Annotated in this window: 28 protein-coding genes and 1 tRNA gene; 7 read left to right on the top strand and 22 right to left on the bottom strand. The window is 65.2% G+C overall.

The window, feature by feature from the left end; all coding sequences use genetic code 11:
* Position 1: 1 nt before the first annotated feature.
* Positions 2-418: an ATP-binding protein gene (locus tag BST47_RS15255; RefSeq protein ID WP_083126356.1), complete on the top strand. Its 417-nt coding sequence runs from the start codon at positions 2-4 to the stop codon at positions 416-418.
* Here the strand turns inward: BST47_RS15255 and BST47_RS15260 are convergent, their stop codons facing one another.
* The 6 genes from BST47_RS15260 to BST47_RS15285 form a co-directional block, all read right to left on the bottom strand.
* Positions 419-859, bottom strand: a complete 441-nt coding sequence (locus BST47_RS15260) for a response regulator (RefSeq protein WP_083126357.1) — start codon at positions 857-859, stop codon at positions 419-421.
* A complete protein-coding gene (locus tag BST47_RS15265; RefSeq protein WP_083126358.1) occupies positions 856-2,427 on the bottom strand; it encodes a sensor histidine kinase in 1,572 nt (523 codons plus the stop codon). The genes BST47_RS15260 and BST47_RS15265 overlap by 4 nt, the downstream gene beginning before the upstream one ends.
* On the bottom strand, positions 2,424-3,566 hold the full coding sequence (locus BST47_RS15270; RefSeq protein ID WP_083126535.1) for a PP2C family protein-serine/threonine phosphatase: 1,143 nt from the start codon (positions 3,564-3,566) through the stop codon (positions 2,424-2,426). The genes BST47_RS15265 and BST47_RS15270 overlap by 4 nt, the downstream gene beginning before the upstream one ends.
* 144 nt (positions 3,567-3,710) lie before the next feature.
* Positions 3,711-4,787: an NAD(P)H-dependent amine dehydrogenase family protein gene (locus BST47_RS15275; protein WP_083126359.1), complete on the bottom strand. Its 1,077-nt coding sequence runs from the start codon at positions 4,785-4,787 to the stop codon at positions 3,711-3,713.
* Between the two features lie 548 nt (positions 4,788-5,335).
* Positions 5,336-5,716: a DUF4189 domain-containing protein gene (locus BST47_RS15280; protein ID WP_083126360.1), complete on the bottom strand. Its 381-nt coding sequence runs from the start codon at positions 5,714-5,716 to the stop codon at positions 5,336-5,338.
* A gap of 380 nt (positions 5,717-6,096) precedes the next feature.
* Positions 6,097-6,187: transfer RNA gene (locus BST47_RS15285), tRNA-Ser, on the bottom strand.
* Between the two features lie 154 nt (positions 6,188-6,341).
* Here BST47_RS15285 and BST47_RS15290 point away from each other — a divergent pair.
* Positions 6,342-6,647, top strand: coding sequence for a DUF732 domain-containing protein (locus BST47_RS15290; protein WP_083126536.1), 306 nt, complete (start codon positions 6,342-6,344; stop codon positions 6,645-6,647).
* A 1-nt stretch (position 6,648) separates the two neighbouring features.
* Here the strand turns inward: BST47_RS15290 and BST47_RS15295 are convergent, their stop codons facing one another.
* Both BST47_RS15295 and BST47_RS15300 read right to left on the bottom strand, forming a co-directional pair.
* Entirely contained in the window at positions 6,649-7,098 is a 450-nt protein-coding gene (locus tag BST47_RS15295) for a nucleoside deaminase (RefSeq protein ID WP_083126361.1), read from the bottom strand.
* Positions 7,095-7,616 carry a tRNA adenosine deaminase-associated protein gene (locus BST47_RS15300; protein ID WP_083126362.1) on the bottom strand — a complete coding sequence of 174 codons (522 nt, stop codon included), beginning with the start codon at positions 7,614-7,616 and terminating at the stop codon, positions 7,095-7,097. The genes BST47_RS15295 and BST47_RS15300 overlap by 4 nt, the downstream gene beginning before the upstream one ends.
* 93 nt (positions 7,617-7,709) lie before the next feature.
* Between BST47_RS15300 and BST47_RS15305 the strand changes: the two genes are divergently transcribed.
* On the top strand, positions 7,710-8,669 hold the full coding sequence (locus BST47_RS15305; RefSeq protein WP_083126363.1) for a prephenate dehydrogenase: 960 nt from the start codon (positions 7,710-7,712) through the stop codon (positions 8,667-8,669).
* Here the strand turns inward: BST47_RS15305 and BST47_RS15310 are convergent.
* From BST47_RS15310 to BST47_RS15330, 5 genes are read right to left on the bottom strand one after another with little or no spacing between them, the layout of a single operon-like run.
* Positions 8,632-9,231 (bottom strand): putative glycolipid-binding domain-containing protein, encoded by a 600-nt coding sequence (locus BST47_RS15310; RefSeq protein ID WP_083126364.1) that lies wholly within the window; start codon positions 9,229-9,231, stop codon positions 8,632-8,634. The two genes, BST47_RS15305 and BST47_RS15310, sit on opposite strands and share 38 nt — an antisense overlap.
* A gap of 17 nt (positions 9,232-9,248) precedes the next feature.
* Complete coding sequence (locus BST47_RS15315; protein ID WP_083126365.1) at positions 9,249-10,001, bottom strand: ABC transporter permease; 753 nt, start codon at positions 9,999-10,001, stop codon at positions 9,249-9,251.
* Positions 10,002-10,006: 5 nt separating this feature from the next.
* Positions 10,007-10,672: an ABC transporter permease gene (locus BST47_RS15320; RefSeq protein WP_083126366.1), complete on the bottom strand. Its 666-nt coding sequence runs from the start codon at positions 10,670-10,672 to the stop codon at positions 10,007-10,009.
* Positions 10,673-11,779 (bottom strand): ABC transporter ATP-binding protein, encoded by a 1,107-nt coding sequence (locus tag BST47_RS15325; protein ID WP_083126367.1) that lies wholly within the window; start codon positions 11,777-11,779, stop codon positions 10,673-10,675. It lies immediately after the preceding gene.
* A gap of 28 nt (positions 11,780-11,807) precedes the next feature.
* Positions 11,808-12,779 carry an ABC transporter substrate-binding protein gene (locus tag BST47_RS15330; protein ID WP_083126368.1) on the bottom strand — a complete coding sequence of 324 codons (972 nt, stop codon included), beginning with the start codon at positions 12,777-12,779 and terminating at the stop codon, positions 11,808-11,810.
* 127 nt (positions 12,780-12,906) lie between these two features.
* On the opposite strand from BST47_RS15330, the gene BST47_RS15335 reads away from it, so the two are divergent.
* Entirely contained in the window at positions 12,907-13,284 is a 378-nt protein-coding gene (locus BST47_RS15335; protein WP_083126369.1) for a LapA family protein, read from the top strand.
* A 1-nt stretch (position 13,285) separates the two neighbouring features.
* Here the strand turns inward: BST47_RS15335 and BST47_RS15340 are convergent, their stop codons facing one another.
* On the bottom strand, positions 13,286-14,314 hold the full coding sequence (locus BST47_RS15340) for a phosphotransferase family protein (protein ID WP_083126370.1): 1,029 nt from the start codon (positions 14,312-14,314) through the stop codon (positions 13,286-13,288).
* Positions 14,315-14,323: 9 nt separating this feature from the next.
* Positions 14,324-14,926, bottom strand: coding sequence for a histidine phosphatase family protein (locus BST47_RS15345; protein ID WP_083126371.1), 603 nt, complete (start codon positions 14,924-14,926; stop codon positions 14,324-14,326).
* A 17-nt stretch (positions 14,927-14,943) separates the two neighbouring features.
* Between BST47_RS15345 and BST47_RS15350 the strand changes: the two genes are divergently transcribed.
* Positions 14,944-15,717: an SDR family NAD(P)-dependent oxidoreductase gene (locus BST47_RS15350; protein ID WP_083126372.1), complete on the top strand. Its 774-nt coding sequence runs from the start codon at positions 14,944-14,946 to the stop codon at positions 15,715-15,717.
* 87 nt (positions 15,718-15,804) lie between these two features.
* Here BST47_RS15350 and BST47_RS15355 read toward each other — a convergent pair whose 3' ends face one another.
* From BST47_RS15355 to BST47_RS15370, 4 genes are read right to left on the bottom strand one after another with little or no spacing between them, the layout of a single operon-like run.
* Complete coding sequence (locus BST47_RS15355; protein WP_083126373.1) at positions 15,805-17,682, bottom strand: alkyl/aryl-sulfatase; 1,878 nt, start codon at positions 17,680-17,682, stop codon at positions 15,805-15,807.
* Positions 17,683-17,702: 20 nt separating this feature from the next.
* The gene (locus BST47_RS15360) at positions 17,703-18,548 is read right to left on the bottom strand and encodes an SDR family oxidoreductase (RefSeq protein ID WP_083126374.1); all 846 of its coding nucleotides are present in this window, start codon (positions 18,546-18,548) and stop codon (positions 17,703-17,705) included.
* 37 nt (positions 18,549-18,585) lie between these two features.
* Positions 18,586-19,443, bottom strand: coding sequence for an NAD(P)-dependent oxidoreductase (locus tag BST47_RS15365; RefSeq protein WP_083126375.1), 858 nt, complete (start codon positions 19,441-19,443; stop codon positions 18,586-18,588).
* The gene (locus BST47_RS15370) at positions 19,440-20,306 is read right to left on the bottom strand and encodes an NAD(P)-dependent oxidoreductase (RefSeq protein WP_083126537.1); all 867 of its coding nucleotides are present in this window, start codon (positions 20,304-20,306) and stop codon (positions 19,440-19,442) included. Before BST47_RS15370 ends, BST47_RS15365 begins: the two co-directional genes overlap by 4 nt.
* Positions 20,307-20,395: 89 nt before the next feature.
* Between BST47_RS15370 and BST47_RS15375 the strand changes: the two genes are divergently transcribed.
* Positions 20,396-20,734, top strand: a complete 339-nt coding sequence (locus BST47_RS15375) for a winged helix-turn-helix transcriptional regulator (protein ID WP_083126376.1) — start codon at positions 20,396-20,398, stop codon at positions 20,732-20,734.
* Position 20,735: 1 nt separating this feature from the next.
* On the opposite strand, the gene BST47_RS15380 is transcribed toward BST47_RS15375, so the two are convergent.
* Both BST47_RS15380 and BST47_RS15385 read right to left on the bottom strand, forming a co-directional pair.
* The gene (locus BST47_RS15380; protein ID WP_083126377.1) at positions 20,736-21,149 is read right to left on the bottom strand and encodes an MmcQ/YjbR family DNA-binding protein; all 414 of its coding nucleotides are present in this window, start codon (positions 21,147-21,149) and stop codon (positions 20,736-20,738) included.
* Positions 21,142-21,645 carry a metallophosphoesterase family protein gene (locus BST47_RS15385; RefSeq protein ID WP_083126378.1) on the bottom strand — a complete coding sequence of 168 codons (504 nt, stop codon included), beginning with the start codon at positions 21,643-21,645 and terminating at the stop codon, positions 21,142-21,144. Before BST47_RS15385 ends, BST47_RS15380 begins: the two co-directional genes overlap by 8 nt.
* 499 nt (positions 21,646-22,144) lie before the next feature.
* On the opposite strand from BST47_RS15385, the gene BST47_RS15390 reads away from it, so the two are divergent.
* On the top strand, positions 22,145-22,744 hold the full coding sequence (locus tag BST47_RS15390; protein ID WP_165799795.1) for a class I SAM-dependent DNA methyltransferase: 600 nt from the start codon (positions 22,145-22,147) through the stop codon (positions 22,742-22,744).
* A 159-nt stretch (positions 22,745-22,903) separates the two neighbouring features.
* Here the strand turns inward: BST47_RS15390 and BST47_RS31165 are convergent, their stop codons facing one another.
* Entirely contained in the window at positions 22,904-23,398 is a 495-nt protein-coding gene (locus BST47_RS31165) for a hypothetical protein (protein ID WP_083126380.1), read from the bottom strand.
* Between the last annotated feature and the right edge of the window lie 95 nt (positions 23,399-23,493).

Consider the following 23,493-nt stretch of genomic DNA (forward strand, 5'->3'; position numbering starts at 1 on the left):
CGTGGCAATCGATGCGTGTTCGCGACCGGTTGGTTCGCTCCGCATCGAAGTGCCGGCAGTCGCGGAGCAACTGGCCGAGATCCGTCGTCGGCTGACCGACTGGCTGGAGCCGATCGGGATCTCCGCTGCCGGCGTCGCGGACATCGTGCTCGTGGTCAACGAGGCCTGTACGAACTGCATCGAACACGCTTACCGCGACGTCGATGCCGGGGCGATCCTCGTCGATGCGAGTCACGAGTACGACCAGATCATCATCGACGTCATCGATCACGGAGCCTGGAAGAATCCACCCAACCAGCCGAGCACCCGCGGGCACGGGCTGCCGATCATGCGCGCGATGAGCGCAGGCATGGACGTCAAATCATCGTCAGAGGGCACAACGGTACGTCTGACGTTCGATCCCGCCGCGCAGAACTAGCTAGAACTGCGGCAGCCGGACCACCTGAACGAAGAACTCGTCGATCTGGCGCACCGCGGTCATGAACGCGTCGAGGTCGACCGGCTTGGTGACGTAGGCATTGGCGTGCAACTTGTAGCTGCGCAGGATGTCCTCCTCCGCCGAGGACGTCGTCAATACCACCACCGGGATGTGGCTGAGTTCGGGATCGTTCTTGATCTGCTCGAGCAATTGGCGGCCGTCGTACTTGGGCAGGTTCAGGTCGAGCAGCACCAGGTCGGGTCGGGGTGCGTCTTGGTAGGCACCACGCCGATACAAGAAGTCCAGCCCCTCCTCGCCGTCGTGCGCGACGTGAAGATTGTTTTTGATCTTGTTGTGTTCAAAGGCTTCCCGAGTGATCAGCTCGTCTCCGGGATCGTCCTCGATGAGGAGGACATCGATAGCGCGCTCGGCCGGTGTCATGAGGGTGATCCTTCCAGATCGGCTGCCACCTGGTTGTCAGCGGTGACGGGAATGGTGAAGCGGAATCTGGTTCCCCCGGCGAAGGAGTTGTCGATCCAGATGGTGCCGCCGTGATGTTCGATGATCTTCTTGCACAGCGCGAGGCCGATACCGGTGCCGGTGTAGACGTCGCGTCCGTGTAGGCGCTGGAAGATCACGAAGACCTTGTCGGAGAATTCTTCGGGGATGCCGATGCCGTTGTCGGTCACGGTCAGCATCCACGGGGCGTCGGGATCGTCGGCGCTGCGCTCACAGTTGATGACGATGCGTGGCGCGACGCCATCCCGCCGGAACTTCACCGCATTGCCAATCAGGTTCTGCCACACCATCGTCAGCAGCGTCGGATCGCCCATGATCCGGGGCAGCGGCTGCCCCTCGCGGGCGACCTGCGCCCCGGACTCGGAGATCGCGGTGTCGAGGTTGGCGATCGCGTCATCGAGCGTGGCACCGAGGTCGACGTCGTCGCTCGTCGCGTTGAGCCGGCCCACCCGGGAGAACGTGAGCAGGTCATTGATCAGGATCTGCATCCGCTTGGCGCCGTCGACGGCGAACGCGATGTATTCGGTACCGCGTTCGTCGAGCTTGTCGCCGTAGCGCTTCTCGATGAGCTGGCAGAACGAAGCCACCTTGCGCAGCGGCTCCTGGAGGTCGTGCGAGGCGACATAGGCGAACTGCTCGAGTTCGGCGTTGGACCGCTGCAGCTCGACCGCCTGCTCGGCCAGCATGGTTCGTGCCTCGGTGGCATCTTCCAGCTCGTCGACGATTCGCTGGCGCATGTCCTCGACGTCGGCGGCGATGGCGCGAATGTCCCTGGGGCCTTCCGGCACGATGTGACTGCTGAAGTCGCCCTGGGTGATCCTTCGGCAGGCAGCGGCCAAAGCTTCAAGCGGCCGGGTGACCGCCGTCCTGATCACCAGCGCGGACAGGATGGCGGCGACGACGATCGCCCCGACGACCGAGATCAGCACGGCGTTGCGCCACGCTTTCACGTTCGCGAGCTCGGCGTCGGCGGCGTCACGCTCTTGTTGGAGCCGTTGCAGCTGGGTGTCGAAGAGCTGGCGCAGGGCGTCGAACGAGGTCTTGCCGCGGGCGACCGTCGGGCCGTCCATCACCGACGGCACACCGGGCTTGACGTCGGCGATGAGCGGTTCGGCATAGGAGGTACGCCACGCCGCCGCTGTGCTCTCGATGGCGTCCAGGTCGTCGAGCACCTTCTTGCGATCCCCGGCTTCAGCCCGGATCTGTTGCGCCGCAGCAGTTTCGGCCTTCTGCCCGGCAACGTAGGGCTCGAGGAACTGAGGGTTGGCGGAGATCGCATACCCGCGCAACGACGTCTCCTGGTCACGTATAGCGGCCTGCAGCTTGTAGGCGCCGAGCCGCATCGGTCCGATGTCTCCGGTGATCTCCTGCGACACGGCGTCCGTCCGATTCACCAGCAGCGCACCCGCGACGGCGCCGGCGAGTACGACCGCGCCCATGACGGCCAGCACGAGGTTCTGCCAGCCCTGGACCGTGGGCTGCCACTTCATCCGGTCGCCGTCCGCTCGACCCGCACGACGGCGATGTCGTCGCTGATACCGCCGACGGACTGCGCGCGACGCTCGACATCGTCGATCAGCGCTTCGACGAATTGGGCGCCGGGCAGATGTGCATACGACCGCGCCACGTCCAAGAGACCCGACTCCATGAGGCGTTCGGTACCCCGTCCGGATCGGCCCTCGATCAAGCCGTCGGTGAGGAGTACGAGGCCGTGTCCCTGCGGCAGTTCCATGATGTTCAGCGGCCACTCGTATCCGTTGAGGCCCAGTGCGGGACCCACCGAAGGCTCCAGCCACTCCACCGAATCCGGGCCGTGCAACAGCATGGCGGGGTGGCCGGCGGACACCGCGTTGAAGCTCAGATCGTCGGGGGATATCGCCACCGAAAGAACCGTCGCGAAAATGCTGGCGCCGGGGCGCTCGGTGCTCAGGATCCGCTCCAGCTGACGCATCCGTTCGTTGCCGCGCAGTCCCGCGAATGTCAGTGCGCGCCAGCCGATGCGCAGCGCGACCCCGAGCGCGGCCTCGTTCGGACCGTGCCCGGCCACATCGCCGACCATGACGTGCACGGTGCGGTCGGGGGTTTGGACGAAGTCGTAGAAGTCGCCACCGAGAAGCGCGAACTGCCTACTCGGCCGGTATCGCGCGACGATGTCCACACCCGGATCGTCGAGTAACAGCGGTGACGGCAGCAGCCCGCGTTCGAGGCGCGCGTTCTCCGTCGCGCGCAGCTCGCTGGCGTGCAATTCGTGCGCGGTCAGCTCGGCGCGCTTACGTTCGACCGCGTACAACAGCGCGCGGTGCAGCGTGTCGGGTTCAACCCGGCCCTTGACCAGGTAGTCCTGCGCTCCCGCGGCAACGGCGGAGACGCCGAAGTGTTCGTCGTTCAGGCCGGTGAGCACGACGATGGGCATCGTGGCGTCTTGTTTGGCGACCTGATCCAGCGCCTTGATTCCGTTCGCATCGGGGAGGTTGAGGTCCAGCAGTATGCAGTCCGGGCGGGATGCGGCCAGTTGACGCTCGGCTTCCTCGATCGAGGGGGCCCACACCACCTGGATATCGGCGCCCGCATCGGCGATGAGCTCCTCGACCAGAATGGCGTCACCCCGGTCGTCCTCGACGAGCAGCACCGAGAACGGCCGCTCATCGGCGGCCTGATCAGCGGACGTGCCCCTCACAGGGTTATATATCGAACTCACTGGCAACCACGTTTCCCACACGTGTCACCGTGGCCGCTGTGACCGCTTCTTTAGTGACATCGGAAAGAATAGACGCTACCCAGTCCGGGGTCCCCGCCTGAACCCCGTTTGGCTGCGAATCAACGGCAGCGTGGCGGAGGTGGCGAATCCGGGCGGCGCCTGGCAGACGGCGGTGACCGCATTGAGGACCTGCATGCCGGTGGCGACGCTGGCCGACCGTACATGCTCTTCGATGGTGGCGTTGCGGGTGAAACTCGCCAGCGACATGAAGTGGGTGCGCATCGACGGGTCGCCCTCGATGGTCAGCGTCCAGCCGTGCTGGGGTTTGGGCCAGTGCGAGGGGTACTCGCCGCCCACTGTCCACAGTGTTTCGATCTCGATGAGCGTTTCGCCGTCGCGGTGACCGGACCAATTCCAGCGCTGCCCGGCCGTCGTCCCCGCGGCCAGCAGGTGGTCGAAGATCTGGTGATCCTGTGCGGCGGGAATGGCCTCCACGGTGGCCGAGACATCGTCGATGTCGGCGTTCAGCGCGTCGGCCAGAAACCAGACCTGCTCGGTGAAGATCGAGCTGTTGAAGGCCAGGAAGTCGGTCGCAGTCGGGCTTATCGACTCGACCGGCTGACCAAATGCCATGTTGTCGAACGTGATTCCGGTGCTTTCGTACACCGACCAGTCGGCGCGCTCCTGCAGGGTGATCCTGTCGATCGTTCGGCTCATACCCGAAAGCGCCAGCGGCAGGACACCGGAGAGGTTGCCCGGGTTGATGCCGCTGCCGTGCACGGACGTGCCGCCCTTCTCGCAGGCAGCACGGACGCGGTCGCGATCGGCGGCGTCAATCCGCGCGGGGTGAAACAGAAATGCCGTGGTCACAACGTTTTTCCCGGTTTCCAGGAGCCGGCAGACGTCGTCGAGGTGCGCGGTGCGCGGCGTGTAGAGCACGCAGTCGGCATCCAGCGTGAGGATCTGTTCGACGTCGGTCGTCGCGGTCACGCCGATCGGTTCACGGCCGACGAGAGTGCCGATGTCGACGCCGTTCTTCTCATCGGAGTAGACCAGCGCGCCGACGAGGCAGAGATCGTCTCGGTGGTCGAGGATCGCGGTGATCATCTCGCTGCCCACCGTGCCGGTCCCCCACTGAATGACCCGATGCACGGTCGGACCGTAGCAGCCTAGGGTCGGCCGCGCGGGCAGCCGCCGGTAGTGCTGCCCGGAGCACGAACAAGCGGCCGTCCGAGGTGGACTCGGCGACACAAGGATGTAGCGACCGACGGCGATGCCCGGCCGTTTGGCTGTTTGGTCCTTGACGGGACGGGTACGTTGAAGGGCAACGATGGAGTGCAGAGCCGGTTGCGTTCGTTGTTCCGCCGTTAGATGGCCGTTGGTGCAACTGTGGTGTTAAGCAGTCAGCATCAGACTGGCCGCCGTCGCATTCGCTGTGTGCACAGACGCAGCAGCCAGAAGGCCCCGCTTCTCGTGATTCCCGGGTTGTCAAAGCGCCCTCCGAGATCAGTGTGCTTCTATGGCAAGGGAATACAGGTCCATGACTTAGCGGTGGCGTGATCCGTCAGCCGACCGCATTAGCTGCTGGTTCGGTGCTCTGCGGCAGCCGCCACGTTAACCACGAGCGCTGCGACCAACTGATGAAAAATCCGTCGCGGTCGCCGTGTCAAGTGGGTCATGTGTCCCGGCGCCGTATGCGTTCAGCTACATATCCAGCCGACGACCCGGCAGCCGGCGCCGTATTGACTGCATGAGACTAGCGCCCTCTTCTGGGCGCCGGTGTCGCTGTGGTCCCAGCCCCACGCCCAAGACGCGTTTGGTGCTTGGGCGACCGCGCCGCACGCTTTGGTGAAGTTCACGACTGCCCGGCAATCGCTTGCTTTGCACAGACCGACGGCCGCCAGTTCGGCCTCGACAGCGGAGTTTTGGCCCTTCGAGTAGCCCACCCTGCCGGTAGCCGGTGAGATCGCGATCGCTCCCCACCCTAAGGCTCCGGCAGTCGGTGCAGTAACTCCCGTAGCTCCGAACAAGCCGGCGGCCGCCAGCACGACCGCAAGCAGACGCCAGAGAGCCACTCGCATAAGTCCGGATCCTATTTTCCCCGAGCTTTGCTGAGCAGAGAGACACGCCGAGGTTCGTAGGCTCGCCCAAGGAGGTTGCTAGCCCCGACCGAGGACCGGGGGAATTCCGACCGGCTCGCCACCGCCGCTCCCTCGAACGGCTGCGGTGGCCCAACGAGCGACTGATCAGCAGCAGCCATCATCCCTTGCGGGAGACGATTCCTCGCCCACCGCCAGCCGACCGCGACGAACTCCACCTGATCAGCGCTCGGCCGCCGCCGCCACAAACCTCTGTGCAGTCCGCATCGCGCCGAGGATCGTGAGTGTGGCCAACGGGGTGACGGCAGCGCGACGGACACAAAGAAAAGCCATTCACCAGCGTAAATGGGCGGGAGAACTTATGGCGGTGGCGGAGGGATTTGAACCCTCGGACGGGGGTTACCCGTCACACGCTTTCGAGGCGTGCTCCTTAGGCCGCTCGGACACGCCACCGTGTGGCAGCTTACCGGGAGCCCGCCGCGTCACCGAAATCGCTGCCCGAACACGGCATCGAATCGGAGAAGTCGAGCTTTCGAGACCGAATCGACGCGCGGCGGCTACGCGTGGTCGGCGCCCAACCGGGTATGCAGGAGCTAGAAAGGTGGCGATGAAAACCATTGCACTCGCAGCCGTGGCGATTTCCGGGGCAATCGTGTCGCTCGTCCACGCGCCGAGCGCGATCGCCGGCCCTGAGTCCGACTACTGCCAAAGCCTCGCCCGTGCGGGATATCCGGGCGATTGCGCGACCTTGACCAGCCTCGCGAAGGATGTCTGCGCTCAATACGATCGCGGCCTTGATTTGGACACCATCGTGCAGCGCCTGGACGTCACGACCAAGAACGAAGGTTTGTCGAACTACATCATGGCCGGGGCTCCGCTGTACTTCTGCCCGAAGTACGCCGGCAATAGCTGAGTCACCGCTGCCGGGCGAAGAACGCCTCCAGCGGCGCCGCACACTCGGCGGCCAGCACGCCACCGCGAACGTCGGGCCGATGCGTCAGCCGACGATCGCGCACCACGTCCCACAGTGAGCCGACCGCCCCCGTCTTCGGCTCCCACGCCCCGAACACCAGCCGCGCGACCCGCGCCATCACCAGCGCCCCCGCGCACATCGTGCACGGCTCGACGGTCACCGCCAGCGTCGTCCCCTCCAGCCGCCAGCCGTCGCCCACCACCGCCGCCGCAGCGCGTAACGCCAGGATTTCCGCGTGCGCGGTCGGATCACCGGTCTCCTCGCGAGCATTCGCCGACCGGGCCAGTTCGGTGCCGTCGGCCGCGAAAACGACCGCGCCGATCGGAACATCGCGGGGCCCGGCCGCAGCCGCCGCCTCCAACGCCGCCCGGACGAGGTCCTCGTCCGTCACCGGCCTAAACGCTCGAGCACCGCCGAAAGCTCGTCCGCGAAGCCCATCTCCCGCGCGATCCGCCCCAGCTGCTCGTCGGCGTACAGGTCGGACTCGTCGAGAATCACACCAAGAACGGCCTCGGGCAGACCGACGTCGGCGAGCAGCCCCAAATCGCCCTCCTCGAACGGCTCCTCGGGGTCCAGATCGTCCTCGCTGATGTCGTTGTCCAACTTCTCGAGGACCTCTGCAGCGATGTCGTAGTCCAGCGCGGCCGTCGCATCCGACAGCAGCAACCGCGTCCCCGCCGGCGCCGGCCGCACGATCACGAAGAACTCATCGTCGACGTCGATCAACCCGAAAACAGCCCCTGCGCTGCGGATTTCACGAAGCTCGGTTTCGGCCGCGGACAAGCTGTTCAACGCGGCCGAACGCATCGCGGCGCAGCGCCACTTACCGTCCTCGCGGACCACAGCCACACCGAAGCCGTCCGGTCGATCGGCGGCCTGCTTCGGCGACGCGGCGCGCTGTGCTCCCATGGGGCCATACGCTAGTCCCCGACCAGGGACTTGACCAGGAACCGGCAGCCAGGCCGACGCCTGTGGCCATCGGAGGATGCCTAGGCTGATGGGGTGACGAAAACGCCCGTCTGCGTGGTTGGTCTCGGCCTGATCGGCGGATCCGTGATGCGTGCCGCCGCGGCCGCCGGGCGCGAGGTTTTCGGCTACAACCGATCGATCGAAGCCGTCTCGGCCGCTACCGCCGACGGCTTTGACGCCACCGAGAACCTCGACGAAGCGCTGACCCGCGCCGCCGACCGCAACGCCCTCGTCGTGCTCGCCGTGCCCGTGCCGGCACTGTCACAGATGCTGAGCCGCATCCGCGATCTGGCGCCGGGCTGCCCCCTCACCGACGTCACCAGCGTCAAGTCGTGCGTCCTCGATGAGGTCCGCAACGTCGGTCTGCTCGACCGTTTCGTCGGCGGACATCCGATGACGGGCACCGCGCAGTCCGGTTGGGCCGCGGGCGACGCCAAGCTGTTCGCCGGGGCGCCGTGGGTTGTCGGCGTCGACGATCACGTCGACCCCACCATCTGGGCCATGGTGATGAACCTGGCCCTGGATTGCGGCGCTGTCGTCGTGCCTGCCCGATCCGACGAGCACGACGCCGCCGCCGCGACGATCTCGCACCTGCCGCACCTGCTTGCCGAGGCGCTCGCGACGACGGCGGGCGAAGTGCCGCTGGCCTTCGCGCTGGCCGCAGGCTCCTTCCGCGACGGGACGCGGGTGGCGGCGACCGCACCCGATCTCGTCCGGGCCATGTGCGAGGCCAACGCCGACGAGCTGCTGCCTGCGCTCGACCGGACTCTCGACCTGCTCAACCGGGCCCGCGGCACGCTCGCCGCGAAGAAGCCCCTGACCGAACTCGTCGAGGCGGGTCACGCCGCGCGCGTGCGCTACGACAGCTTCGGCCGGCCCGAGATCGTCACCGTCGTCATCGGCGAGGACCGCTGGCGCGAGGAACTCGCCGCCGAGGGTCGCGCCGGCGGGGTGATCAGATCCGCTCTGCCAGGCCCGGATAGTCGAGGATGAAACCGGTTGAGTCGACGGTGACCGTGGTCTCGGCGACCGGCGAGTGCAGCTTTATGCCGTCTCCTGCCGCGCTGCTGTAGCTGATGGTCGCGGCCTCGACCGACAATTCCGGCAGCCGCACGTACACCACCGGCAATGCGACGGACTCGCTGCGTTCGTACAGCCCCGTACGCCGGATGGGCAGCGCGTTGAAGAACGGGCTGAAGATCAGGTCGACGTCCAGCGCACCGTCGTACGCGGAGCGATTCGTCTCACCGGTGTGATGCTGGACGAGCCACATGTTCTCCTCGTCCCGCGCGATGGACAGCTGCCGCTCTCGCTCGGCGAGGGTGACGGTCAGCGAGAGTCGCTTCGTGGCGCCCATTTCGTCGGTCACCAAGTCGTAGGAGGCGGAGAACGCCGGGTGCGAGCCGGTGGCGGCGGCGACGATGCGACCGTACGCCTTGATGCGGTTGCCGGTGAGCTGCACACGGACCGACTCCATCCGCGGAACGTCGTGCGCTCGCCAGGTCAGAATTGTCGGCCAAGCCCCGTGCTGCTCCGAGCGGACTGCATCACTCACTCATCTACCGTAATCGACTACCGTTCGGCACGAACAGCGGTTGAGTGTTTGGCCGGGGACCGTAGCTCCAGCGCCACCTCGTCGCCGAGCAACGGCTGTGGCATGCGGCGCAGTCGGCCCGCGCCCGGCACCGAAACCCACACCGAGAACGCCAGCAGGGCATCGAGAATCAGCGCGAGCGCCGTCACCAGCAATGCGCCTACCAGCGCCAGGTAGAACTCGCGCACCTTGATCCCGTCGATCAGATACCGTCCGAGACCGCCCAGGCTGGCGTAGGCCGCCACCGTCGCGGTCGCGACGATCTGCAACGTCGCCGTCCGCAGACCGCCGAGGATGAGCGGCAACGCATTGGGTGTTTCGACGCGCAGCAGGATTCGTTTCTCGGTCATGCCCATCGACCGCGCGGCGTCGACCACCTGCGGGTCGACGTTGGCAATGCCCGAGTAGGTCCCGGCGAGCAGGGGCGGGATTCCCAGCAGCATGAGCGCGACGGTCGGCGGAATCAGACCGAGACCCCAGAGCAGAACTCCCAACAGGAGCACGCCGAGCGTCGGCAGTGCGCGCAGCGCATTGACCCCCGTGACGACGAGGAAGGTGCCGCGCCCGGTGTGCCCGATGAGCATGCCGAGCGGGACGGCGATGAGCGCCGAGAAGAAGACCGCGACGAACGTGTACTGCAGATGCTCGAGGATGCGCGCGGTCAGCCCGGCCGGCCCGCCCCAGTTGGCCGCGGTGAAGATGAAGGCCAACGCCTCCTGCAGGAACGTCATCGGGCTCATCCGGTCACCGCCTTGACCCGGCTCGGGCGCCCAGCACGTGTCCAGGGCGTCAACGCCTTTCCGGCCAGCATGATCAGCGTGTCGACGACAACCGCCAGCACGAAGATCGCGATGATGCCCGCGACGATCTGGTCGCTCTTGTTCGCCTGATACCCCTCCGTGAACCAGGTGCCGAGGCCGCCGATGCCGATCACCGAACCGACCGACACCATCGAGATATTGGTGACGGCGACGACGCGCAGGCTGGCGATGAGCACTGGAACAGCCAGTGGCAGCTCGACTTTCAGCATCCGCACCAGCGGCTTGTAGCCGACGGCGGTGGCGGCGTCGAGCACCGCCGGTGACACCGCGTCCAACGCCTCCGGTACTGCACGCACCAACAGCGCGACGGTGTAGAGCGTCAGCGCGACGATGACGTTCGCCTCGTCGAGGATGCGCGTCGGGATGATCAAGGGCAGCACGACGAACAACGCCAGCGACGGGATGGTGAAGATGATGCTGGCGGTCAGCGTGGTGATCCGTCGTAACGCGGTGGTCCGTTGCACGAATGCGCCGAGCGGCACGGCGATGATCAACCCCAGCAGGATCGGGACCAAGGACAACCGCAGGTGGATCAGCGTCAACGTCCACAGGTCGTCGAGGTGGGTGAGCAGATAGCGCATCTAGCCCAACTCCGGAACGCGGCGCTGCTCGGAGAGCGCCTCGAGCACGTCGTCGGCGCGTACACCACCGATCAGCTTGCCCTCCTCGTCGACCGCGACACCCAGCCCGCTCGGCGACGACAGCGCGGCGTCGAGCGCCTGTCGCAAAGTGTGGTCCGGCCGAAAGAACGAGCCGCCGCCGACGGTGCTGTCGTAGAGCTCTTTGCCGTTGCGGTGCAACTCAACACCCTCTGCGTTGATCCACGCGTAGGGCTTGCCGCCCTTGATCACCAGGGCCCACTCGCCCTGCCCCAACGACGTGCTGTCGATGTCGGTTTCGGCCACATGCGTGATCTCGTGCAGCGGCAGCCCTGTGGCGTGGAAGAACTGCAGCGCCCGGTATCCGCGATCGGCTCCGACGAATGCCGAGACATCTTCATTGGCGGGGTTGGACAAGACGAACGCGGGGTCGGCGTACTGCAGCAGCACGCCACCGCGTCCGAACACCGCGACCTTGTCCCCGAGCTTGACCGCCTCGTCGATGTCGTGGGTGACGAACACGATCGTCTTGTGCAATTCGCTTTGCAGCCGCAGGATTTCGGTCTGTAGATCGTCGCGAACCACCGGGTCGACGGCGCTGAACGGCTCGTCCATCAACAGGATCGGTGGATCGGCGGCCAGCGCCCGTGCCACCCCGACGCGCTGCTGCTGACCACCCGACAGCTGCGCGGGATACCGGTCGGCGAGCTTGGGATCGAGTCCGACGCGTTCCATTACTTCCAACGCGGATTTCCGTGCGCTGCGGCGGGATTCACCTCTCAGCACGGGTACCGTGGCGACGTTGTCGACGACGCGAAGATGCGGCATCAGACCGGCGCTCTGGATGACGTAGCCGATGCCGAGCCTCAGCTGGACCGGATCGACCGTGGCGACGTCCTTACCGTCGACGGTCAGCGTGCCCGAGGTCGGGTCGATCATCCGGTTGATCATCCGCATCGAGGTCGTCTTGCCGCAGCCGGAGGGTCCGACGAAAACCGTGAGCGTCCCTTCGGGCACCTCGAGCGTCAGGTCGTCGACCGCGACGGTGCCGTCGGGATACTTCTTGGTGACGTTGGTGAAGGTGATCATCCGCGCCTTCTTCTCTTCGCGCGAGCGCTCATCGCCCGGCTTCCGGCACTGGCTGGTCGAAGCCGTTGTCCTTGATCCACTTCTCCGCCGCCTCGTCGGGGTCGACGCCCTGGTTGCCCTCCACCGAGGTGTTGAGCTCGATCAGTGCTTCGGTGGTCAGTTTGGCGCTCACCGCATCCAGCACGGTCTTGAGTTCGTTCGACATCTTCTGCGACGCGACCAGCGGCACGACGTTCGCCGCCAGGAACACGTTTTCGGGATCTTCGAGCACCACCAGCTTGTTCTGCTCGATCGACGGCGAGGTGCTGAAGATGTTGGCCGCGGTGATCGTGCCGCCGGTCAAGGCCTTCACCGTCGCCGGACCGCCGCCGTCGCTGATCGACACGAAGTTGGCCGGCGCGATGTCCAAACCGTATTTGTCCTTCAAACCCACCAGCCCGGTGACGCGGGTCTGAAATTCCGACGGTGCGCCGACTTTCACCTCGGGTGAGCGCTTCGCGAGGTCGGCGATGGTCTTGAGATTCCACTCTTGCGCGGTCGCCTCGGTGACCGCGAGGGTGTCTTTGTCCTCGGCGGGTGACGGATACAGGATCGACAGCTCGCCGGGTAACGCCTTCAGAAGAGCCAGCAGCACCGCATCGGGTGTCGTCGCCGTCGCCTCCGCATCGAAATATTGGAGGAGATTGCCGGTGTACTCCGGAATCAGATCGATGGAATGGTCTTGCACCGCAGGGATATAGGTTTCACGGCTGCCGATGCCGAACTGGCGGCGGATGTTGAAGCCGTTGGCCTCCAACGCCTGGGCGTAGATCTCCGCGATGATTTTGCTCTCGGTGAAGTCAGCCGACCCGACGGCGATGGACTTCAGATCTCCGGATACCTCCCCGCCGCCCAGCGGATTGGAGCTGCCACACGCCGAGGACATGGCTGCGATCAGCGCAAGTAGTGCCGCCAGAATTGCCAGATTCCATCTGCGTGGGCGCGACCCAGGCACCGACATTTCACAGCCCTTTCGGCCATTAGGCATCTTCGGACACTATCGGCATGCACACGGCAACGCCGCGCTTTAGCTCAGCGTGAGTACCCATACTGGTTTCATTCGACGCGGGAAAGGGCAAGATGGACAGATGACGACCGACCCGTCCGTTCCGCCCGACCTGCCGCCGCCGCCGGCGTCTGGAAAGGGAATGCCTCCGGATCCGGTGGGCACGCCCGGCGAATACCTGGTGAAACCCGAATCCGCGGTGAAATTCACCCGCGCCGCCGCGTTGTGGTCGGCGTTGATCACCGGGTTCGTGATTCTGATCGTGCTGCTGGTGTTCATCATGCAGAACACGAACTCGACGACCATCAACTTCTTCGGCTGGGAATGGAATCTGCCTGTGGGCGTGGCGATTCTGTTGGCCGCGGTGTGCGGTGGCCTGCTGACGGTCGCGGTCGGCACCGCCAGAATCGTTCAGCTGCGCCGTGCGGCCAAAAAGAACCTCAAGTCGCAACCCTTCTGAGTCAGCGCGCCAGCGTCTCCAGACCCGCGCTGATCAGCGGGCCGACGGCCTCTGCCACTTGATCGGTATCGTCGGCGACGCCGCCGCCTTCCCGGCCGCGATAGGCGATACCCGCGGAGATGATCGCCAGCTTGAAGTAGGCCAGCGCCATGTAGAACTCCCAGTGGTCCAACGCGACCCCGGCCGCCACGGAGTAGCGCTGCGCGAGTTCATCGGCCGACGGGATCAGCGGCGATGACCATGCCGCGTCCGCATGCACCAGGTTGAACATCGGGTGGCGGTACACACACATGAGCGCGGCATCGCTGATCGGATCGCCGAGCGTCGACATCTCCCAGTCGAGCACGGCGAGCACTTTGGTGGCGTCGTGCGCGTCGAGCATCGTGTTGTCGATGCGGTAGTCGCCGTGCACGATCGCGCTGCGGCTCTGTGACGGAATCGCTTCTGCCAGAGCAGAATGCAAGCGTTGGACGTCGGCATCGCACGGATCGTCTTCGGTCCGCACAAGATCCCACTGCCCGCCCCAGCGTCGCACCTGACGTTCGAGATAGCCGCTTGCCTTGCCGAAGTCGCCGAGGCCAACGGCCTCAGGGTCGACCGAATGTAGATCGGCGAGCACCTTGATCAGTGCGTCGACACAACCGTTGATGGTGTTCTCGTCGCCGAGCGCCTCAAGTTGTTTGGTGTGCCGAACGACGCGGCCGTCCACGTACTCGACCATCTGGAACGGGGCACCCAGCACCGAGTCGTCGTTGCGCATCGTGACGGCGCGGGCCACCGGGACCGGGGTGTCGGCCAACGCGGCCACCACCCGGTATTCGCGGGCCATGTCGTGCGCTGACGGCGTGAGCCCGTGCAGCGGCGGTCGTCGCAGCACCCACTTCGACGCGTCGTCGTATACCAGGAAGGTCAGGTTGGACCGTCCGCCCGAGATGAACTCGCCGCGCAGGTCGCCTTCGCGGGGGATGTTCTCCGAGCGCAGGTGACGGTCCAGGGCGTCGAGATCAAGCCCCTCCAGCGATATGGTCACCGGACTTGTCTACCACTGCTGGTTTCGGGGCAGCAGGTCCCATACATGCTCGGTCGAGTTGAGCCCGGCCACGAAGAACGCCTGCTGCCGCGACGACCACAGCAGCCGCGTGACGCCCGCGTAGTCGACTTGGACGCACAGCAGCCGATCGGTCTTCATCACGGTATGGGCCAGTGCGTTGATGACGCCGCCGTGGGTGAAGACCGCAACCGTGTCCTCGTGATCGGCGGCCGCGACGATGTCGCCGACGCCGGCTTGTACCCGCTCGATGAACGCAGGCTGATCCACCCCGCTGGGCAGGTTTCCGCTGGCCAGGCGCTTCATGTCGGCTTCGGAGATCTGCTCGACAGGGGTGTAGTGCGAAAGGTCGCGGTCGTATTCGGCGAGCCGGTCGTCGAGATCGATGGTCAATCCCAGCGCGTCGGCGACGGGCTGTGCGGTCTGCCTGGCCCGGATCTGCGGGCTGCTGACGATGCGGCTGATCGGGAAGCGGCCGAGCGCATCGGGCAGCCGCTTGGCCTGCTCGATGCCCTCTTCGGACAGTTCAGGGTCGGAGCCTTGTCCCGGCTCGCTGCGGTGCGGCAACGCGTGCCGGATGAGTAGCAACTGCACCGTGTCACCATAAGTGCATGGGCTCCGACAGCAACTATGTAGCCGAACTATTCGACCTCACTGACCGGGTGGTATTGGTCACCGGCGGCAGCCGCGGGCTGGGCCGGGAGATGGCGTTCGCCGCCGCCCGGTGCGGGGCCGACGTCGTGATCGCGAGCCGCAAGTTCGACGCGTGCGCAGCCACGGCGGAGGAGATCACCGCCGCCACGGGTCGCGCCGCACTGGCTTATCAAGTGCACGTCGGGCGCTGGGATGAGCTCGACGGGCTGGTCGACGCGGCGTACGACCGCTTCGGCAAGGTCGACGTGCTGATCAACAACGCCGGTATGTCGCCGCTGTACGAGTCGCTGGGTTCGGTGACCGAGAAGCTGTTCGACTCGGTCGTCAACCTCAACCTCAAGGGCCCGTTCCGCTTGTCGACGCTCGTCGGCGAGCGCATGGTCGCCGCCGGTGGTGGCTCGATCATCAACGTCAGCTCCAGCGGGTCGCGCAGGCCGCGGCCCGAACAGTTGCCCTACTCCGCGGCCAAGGCGGGACTCAACGCGCTGACCGAGGGGTTGGCGCTGGCGTTCGGGCCGACCGTGCGCGTCAACACGTTGATGCCCGGACCGTTCCTCACCGATGTCAGCAAGGCCTGGGACATTCCGGCGACGGAGAAGGGTGCGCAGCATTTCGCCCTCAAGCGCCTCGGTCAGCCCGCCGAGATCATCGGCGCTGCACTGTTTCTGGCGTCCGACGCGTCGAGCTATACGAGCGGGTCGATCATCCGCGCCGATGGCGGGATGCCGTAGAGCCTCGTTTCAGTGCGCCGAACGTGGGTTACCCGCACACTATCTAGCGAAAAGTGTGCATTAACTCCACACTCGGCGGGAGAGGAGTTACGGCGTGACGATGTTGAACCCCGGATCGGGTCGGTCCAGGGATTCGGTGAGCTTCTGCAGCACCGTAGCGTCGCCGACGAGCTCGAAACCTGGTGAGGTCAGGTCACCTGCAGCCAGTGCGAGCAACCGGATCTTGTTCGCCACCTTCACCATGGCACCCGCAGTGGCCTGCTCGGCATTCACCTTGCGGTACACCAGAACTCCGTTGCGCAGCGTCAGCCGGTAGTTGGTGTCCGAATCCAGGAACGTCACATCCAGTGCGAGGTCGAGGTCCCAAGCTCTCGGTCCGTTGACGCTGATCGCCAAAGCATCGAAGATCTGCTCCGGCGACAGCTGCGCCATCAATGTCGCCGGCGCGACCTGGGTCGGAGTACCGAAGTTGCCGTCGGCCAACTCGGTGGCACCGGCCAGGAAGAAGTTGCGCCACGGACCGTTCTCGGAGCCGTAGGCCAGCTGCTGCAGCGTCTCGACGTACAGCTGGCGCGCGTCCGCGTGTTTCTCGTCGGTGAACATCGCGTGATCCAATAGGGTTGCCGCCCAGCGGAAGTCGCCCTCATCGAATGCCTGCTGCGCGATCTTCACCACGTTGTCCGTGCCGCCCATGGCTTCGACGTAGCGCGGACCGATGGCCTCCGGCGGATGTGCCCACAGCCGACCGGGGTTGCCGTCGAACCAACCCATGTAGCGCTGGTAGACGGCCTTGACGTTATGGCTGACCGACCCGTAGTAGCCGTGGGTATGCCAGGCCTTTTGCAGTGCGGGAGGCATCTCGAAGGTTTCGGCGATCTCGATGCCGGTGTAGCCCTGGTTCAGTTGCCGCAACGTCTGGTCATGCAGGTAGGCATACATGTCCCGTTGCAACGCAAGGAATTCGACAATCGCTTCGCGACCCCATGTCGGCCAGTGGTGCGAGGCGAACACGACGTCGGTGCGGTCGGCGAACGTATCGATGGCTTCGGTCAGGTATCCCGCCCATCCGTGCGGGTCACGCACCAGCGCGCCGCGCAGCGTCAGCAGGTTGTGCAGGTTGTGGGTGGCATTCTCGGCCATGCACAGCGCGCGGAATTTCGGGAAATAGAAGTGCATTTCGGCAGGCGCCTCGGTCCCCGGCGCCATCTGGAACTCGATCTCGACGCCGTCGATCGTGTGGGTTTCGCCGGTGGTGGTGATATCGACGGTGGGCACGATGATCGCGACCTCACCGGTCGAGGGCGTCTGCCCCAGACCGCAGCCCACCTGCCCCTGCGGGCCGCGGTCGAGTGCCGCCCCGTACATGTACCCGGCGCGGCGTGCCATCGCGGTGCCCGCGTACACGTTCTCCTGCACGGCGTGTTCGGTGAACCCCTCCGGCGCCAGCACCGCAACCTTGCCGGCATCCACGTCGGCCTGCGACGTCACACCCAGCACACCGCCGAAGTGGTCGACGTGGCTGTGGGTGTAGATCACCGCGACCACTTGCCGGTCCCCGCGATGCCGGCGATACAACGCCAGCGCCGCCGCTGCGGTCTCGGTGGACACCAGTGGGTCGATGACGATGATTCCGGTGTCGCCCTCGATGAAGCTGATGTTCGACAGGTCCAGCCCGCGAACCTGATAGATGCCCTCGACCACCTCGTAGAGGCCCTGTTTGGCGACCAGCTGGCTCTGCCGCCAGAGACTGGGGTGCACCGTGGCCGGCGCGTCACCGTTCAGGAACGCGTAGACGTCGTTGTCCCACACCGTTCTTCCGTCGGCGGCCTTGATGACACAGGGTTCGAGGGCGCCGATGAATCCGCGGTCGGCGGCTTCGAAGTCGGCGGTGTCGTCGAACGGCAGGTCGTTCAGGTGCTTGCGATGCGCGGACTCGATGACGGCGGTGGGTGGCTTCTGCTCCATGCCGCCACGATATGCATCCGTCAGGAGTGGCGGGCGCGATCTTCATAGTCGCGCCGCGCCGCGGTGCCCGCAGCTTGGGCGAAAATTTGATCGGCGTTCATCGCGCGGTTCATGGCTTCGTAGACGCGTAGCGGCAACCGCCGTGTCAGACCGATCAACACCGCCGCCGCGCGGGTCACCGTCAAGTGAGGCTTCGGTTTGGCGATCAGCGACACGATGCCTTCCGCGATGTCCTCGGGTTCGGCGTTCTTGAGTCCCGTCGCGCTGGCGACGCCGTCGATCATCGCCGTGTTGGTCAGCGTCGGCATCACCACGGAAGCGGTCACCCCGGTTCCGCGCAGTTCCAGTCGCGCCGTGTCGGTATAGCCGAGTACCGCGAATTTGGTGGCGCAGTAGGTCGCGATGCCGGGCACCGGATTCACCGCGCCGACGGAAGCGATGTTGATGATGTGCCCGTTGCCCCGCCTCACCATTCGCTCGGCGGCCAGCTTGGTGCCGAGGATGACGCCGAAGATGTTGATGTCGATGGTGCGCTGCGTGACTTGATCGGGTTCGTCGAGGAAGCCGCCCGCCGGACAGATTCCCGCGTTGTTCACCAGGACGTCGACAGGACCGAGTTCGCGCTCGACGTCGTCGAGGAACGTGGTGAACGACTGCCGATCGGTGACATCGAGTCGTGCGTAGAACCCGAGGTCGACGTCGGCTCCGCTCTCCTTGACCGCCGCCTCGTCGACGTCACCGATGGCCACTTTGGCGCCGAGCCGATGCAGCATCGTCGCGGTGGCCAGACCGATACCGCGCGCTCCGCCGGTGACGACGACGACTTTCCCCTTGACTTTGCCGTTGGTTGCGGATGCTTTCGCCATGGCTGTCCCTCTCCGACCGAGAAGCGCAGACTAACCCTCACCGCGTCATCGCCGAGGCCACTCTGCTGACCTCATCCGCGCCGTGGCCGTCGGCGACGGCGGCGTCCACGCAGCGCTGAAACACCTCGAGCACACCGGCATCGACACCGGCGTCGTGCGAAGCTCCGACGAGATGGCGCAGCGACGCCGCCACCGATGACACCGGTGCGCTGCTGTCGCCGTGACGATCGCCGGCGACGCGTTCGGCGAGCTCGTCGAAGATGGGGCCGAGGATCTCGACGATGCCTTGTGCGTGCGGAAGAAACTCGCCGGGCGCGATGCCGTTGGCCCTCGCCACCGTCAACGCGTGGAGGAACCCGCCGACCGACGTCCAGAACACATCCAGCAGCGACATGTCGAACGCCGCCGCGCGGCCGTAGTCCTCCCCCAGCCACGTCGGCGTGCCAAGCGCGTCGAGAACCTCCCGACACTCGGCGAATATCTGCTCCGGTCCGGCCAAAAGTATGCTGCCGCTGGGCGTTCCGATCGTCGGGGTTGGCGTCATGATGGCGCCGTCGAGGTAGCGGCCGCCGAGGTCGGCGACGAGTTTGGCGGTGTGGCGCGCCCGGTCCGGAGTGTCCGAGCTCAGGCCGACGATCACGCGTCCATTGACCGCGCCGCCCGCCTGCGCCACCAGGTCGTCGACCACGTCATGGTCGACGACGTTGATCAACGTAACCGCGCCGGCGGCCACGGCCTCGCCCGGCGTCGTCGCCCAGACCGCACCACGGGCACGCACAGCGTCGGCCTTGGACTCGGTGCGATTCCAGACCGTGGTGCGGTGGTTCGCGTCAAGCAGGGCACCCGAAAGCGCCTGTCCCATCGGGCCGAGCCCCAACACGGTGACCGATGTCATGCCGCCACCTCCGGATCCTTGATGCTCTCGACGACACGCGCGAAGCCGTCGCTGCCGTGACCCGCATCGATCTGCCGATGAATGAGGCGCTGCACCACATCGACCAGTTCGGTGCTGATGCCCTGTGCACGGCTGGCTGCCACGATGTCGCTGATGTCAGAGAACTCGAGGCTCTGCTGGCCGGGCACCGAATAGTCCCCGCCATCGATGACGTCGGCGTACTCGGCGATCGCAGGCACCACCGCGTGCAGCCAGTCCACGGCCCTGGCCGCGAACTCCTTGGCCGGCACACCCGCTGCGCCGACCATCGCCGCGCCGTGAAAGAACCCCGCGAACATGGCGTACATCGACGACAGCAGAGCCAGGTCGTACAGCGACGCCGTCCCCGCGTCGTCGCCGAAATATTCGGCGGTACCCCAGGATTCGAAGATCGCGCGGTATTCCTGGTAAAGCCGTCGCGAGCCGCTGTAGAGAACTCCGGCCACGGGCGTGCCGATCATCTCGGGGGTGGCCATGACGCCGCCGTCGAGGTAGTCGGCGCCGATCGCGGCGGACCATCGGGCGAGTTCGCGGGCGCCGTCGGGGGACGTGGTGGTCAGGTTGAGGATGGCTTTTCCGGTGAGTCGATCGGCAAGCGGATCGAGCACCTCGTGCACCGACGCGTGGTCGAAAAGGCACACCACGATCAGGTCGGCGTCGGTGGCGGCAGCTGGTGTGTCCGCGGCGACGGCGCCGGCGTCGACCAGTGGCGCGGTCCTGGTGGCGGTGCGATTCCACACGATCGTCGGATGGCCCGTGCGGAGGACGGCGCCGGCCAGTGCCGAGCCCATCTCCCCTAGACCCAGAAAGCTCACGGTTGTCATGGCATCATCGTTGCCGTGACGCACACTTTCCGACAAGTACCCACTAAAAAGTGGGATACTTACCATTTTGAAACCATTGGGGGTGACCTGTGGCTTCGCTAGGCAAGTTCACCTGCGGGCTGGACGCCGCGATGGCGGTGGTCGACGGAAAGTGGAAGCCGCTGATCCTGTGGGAACTCCAGGAGGGGCCCAAACGGTTCAATGCGCTGCATCGAAGCCTGCCCGGCATCTCCCAGAAGATGCTGACCCAACACCTCAAGGAGTTGCAGCGCCACGGCGTCGTGCACCGCGAGAGCTATCACGAAGTGCCGCCCCGAGTGGAGTACTCGATGACCCCGGCCGGCGAGGAATTGCTGGAAGCACTTGGACCGCTTGGCGATTGGGCCACCAAGCACATCAAGCTGATCTGCGCCGCCGAAGCGGGCTGAGTCAGCTGTCCTGTTCGGCCAGCCACCGTTCGCGGCGCCGTTTCGATGCCCGCGACAGCCAGGCATCCTGGATCAGCTCGGTGAGTTCAGCCCTGCCGATCGACGATAACCTGCTGGCGCGCACCAGAACCGAAAGATGGCCGTCGAAACGGTCCGTGGTGAAGAACGGTGAGTCCGGGTCCTGGATGAGCGCCAGCTTGTCGGCTTCCGACTCGACCCAGATCATCACGACGTCGGTATACCGCTCACCGGTGTCGGGATCTTCGGCGTCGGGCTGAGGCGTGCGGAAGAACACGAACGACTTGCCGCCCACCTGGTAGATCGGGTTGCCTTTGGGGCCTTCGAGGCGATTTGTGTGCGGCATCGAGGCGGCGATCTCGTGCACGTCGGCGACGCGTGCGGGGCGGTCACGCATGGCGCTCCAGCCGGTGCAGCACGACATCGGAGAGGGTGCCGTCGCGCGCGGTCGCGGTCATGTACGTGCAGAATTCCTGGCGCCTGCGATCGGTCGGCGAGCCCGGATTGAGCAGTCGCAGGCCGGTTTTCGCAGTCGCGTCCCACGGGATGTGGCTGTGCCCGAAGACCAGCACATCGGTGTCGGGATACAGCTTGGCCATCCGCGCCTCGCGGCCGCTGGCCGCCCCGGTCTCATGTGTGACGGTGAAGCGCACACCTTCGAGCGTGACATCCGCACGTTCGGGAAGCCGGATCCGCAACTCGGCGCCGTCGTTGTTGCCCCAACAGGCGATCAACCGCTGGGAGCGAGCTTCGAGTGTGTCGAGCAGGGACGGCTCCACCCAGTCACCGGCGTGCATCACCACGTCGGCTTGCGCGACTTCGTCCCACACCCGCACGGGTAGGTCGCGGGCGCGCTTGGGAACGTGGGTATCGGCGATGAGCAGAAGCCGCACCGCCCCAATCTAGCGGCCCGACCGCGGCTGCCATCCGGGCGGCATCGGCCAACCGAACAGGAGGACGTGCCGGCGCCACCGACCGCCTGAGCCATCACCTCGAAGAATCACACGACGACTTCGTAAACCACGTCCCTGGACTTGACCTCGATTGAAGACGCCGCGCAGTGATCAACCTTAATCTCGTCGATAGAGGCCCGCACGAACGACCATCCGGACCAGCGTAGTAGCCATCCAGCGGACGTACCGCCTCCAGCGACCAAGCAAGGTGGAACAACTTGCCTTTAATCGCATATGGTCTGGCCCAGCTCGCCCCGCGCGCCCCATTTCCGACGCTTTGTAACGATCTGCGCAGCGAAAAGTCGTAATGCTGGGGCGCTCTGTGCGCACCCGCATTTGCGACCTTTCGCATATTGTGCGACGTGTCGTCGGAAACGCTTCGTTTCGCATCTCACGCTATGCGAACGACACGGATCTTAATAAGATACTATCCGAGGTGATGAAGCTGAAAGCCGTGCAAGAAATATATTTGCGCTATGCGAAAGTCTATGACCGCGAACTGCGCGATGACATGAAATACACGGCCTATTTAGAAGTCCCACAAATGGTCATCGACGCGGTCGGGCCTAGACAAGGCAACGTTCTAGATCTGGGCTGCGGTACCGGCCTCAGTTCGAGGCTCTTTTTGGACAAGGGTTGGCGCGTCACCGGCATTGAAGGCACCGGAGAAATGGCTCGCAAGGCGCGAAGATTGCCTTTTACGACAATTATTCAGCAGGATTTAGAGTCATCCTGGCGGGTTGCGGATAACTCGTTTGACGCGATCGTCATGATCGGCGTAATGGAATACCTTACCCGCCCTGACAGAGTCTTTCGTCAGGCACACAGAAAACTTGTCCAAGGTGGGTTGATGGGCGTGACGGTACCCAACAAGAATAAGGCTTGTACGGCAGCAGGGCTCAAATCATATTTCAAGCGAGAAATCGCGCCGGTGTTGTTAAAGTCAGGCTTCAAAATCGAGCGCTGCCGAAAGACGTTGGGTTTCGAGGATGCCGGTGAAAAGGTGCTCTATTGGAACTTTCTGCTGCGAAAGCGCTAAAGTCCCTTGACTACCGTCGGCAGCCAGCCGAAATGCACCCGCGGTCGAGCTTGGCCAGCAGCCGATCAAATTGAGCTACCGGTTCTTGCGCTAGGTCAGTCCAATGATTTTCACGTCGTAATCTCATACCGATGCAGCTTCGTACCGAGGCGTGGCCGGCTACCGTCGGTCCCTCTTGGCTTGGCGCCGCGCGCCTGCTGCAAGGGTGGACGCTTCGCGCTTTTTCCTGCCGGGATTCCTCCGGGTGGTATCGACGCGGCGCCCATTGGAGCCCAGCTCACTACTACTATGAGCGCTCTCACTCAAGGAGGGTGCAACGGTGCGAGCGAGGGCCAATCGTTGTTGTTTGAGCTCGCGTGCACTTTGGCGCGCCGCTGACGCTAACTGACGGCTCACTCTACTGAGAGCGTCCTCGAACAGTTCGGCCTTGGCTGCGTTTCGAGTGTTCGCCGCTTTGCCAGATCCGCGGCCTCGCTTCTGCCCGACCTTCACTGCGCCGGCCCGGCGGTACAACTTCACATACTTGTTGCGGGCGCGTCGAATCCGGGTGTGCAGTGCGATCAGTTGGTCCTCGTCGAGGTCCGCCGTCTCTGACTTTCTGGTCTCGCGCACCAGGACATACTCGTCTTCGGAGAGGGAGTTCACTATCTTCACGGCGCCTCCGATCCATGGTGATGGCACCACACCAAGTGCGCTCGAGTGAGAGCTACCTCACCGCGGGCACGCGACAGGCGAGCTTGGCACACGAT

The sequence above is a fragment of the Mycolicibacterium tusciae genome, from assembly GCF_002086795.1.
GTDB lineage: Bacteria > Actinomycetota > Actinomycetes > Mycobacteriales > Mycobacteriaceae > Mycobacterium > Mycobacterium tusciae.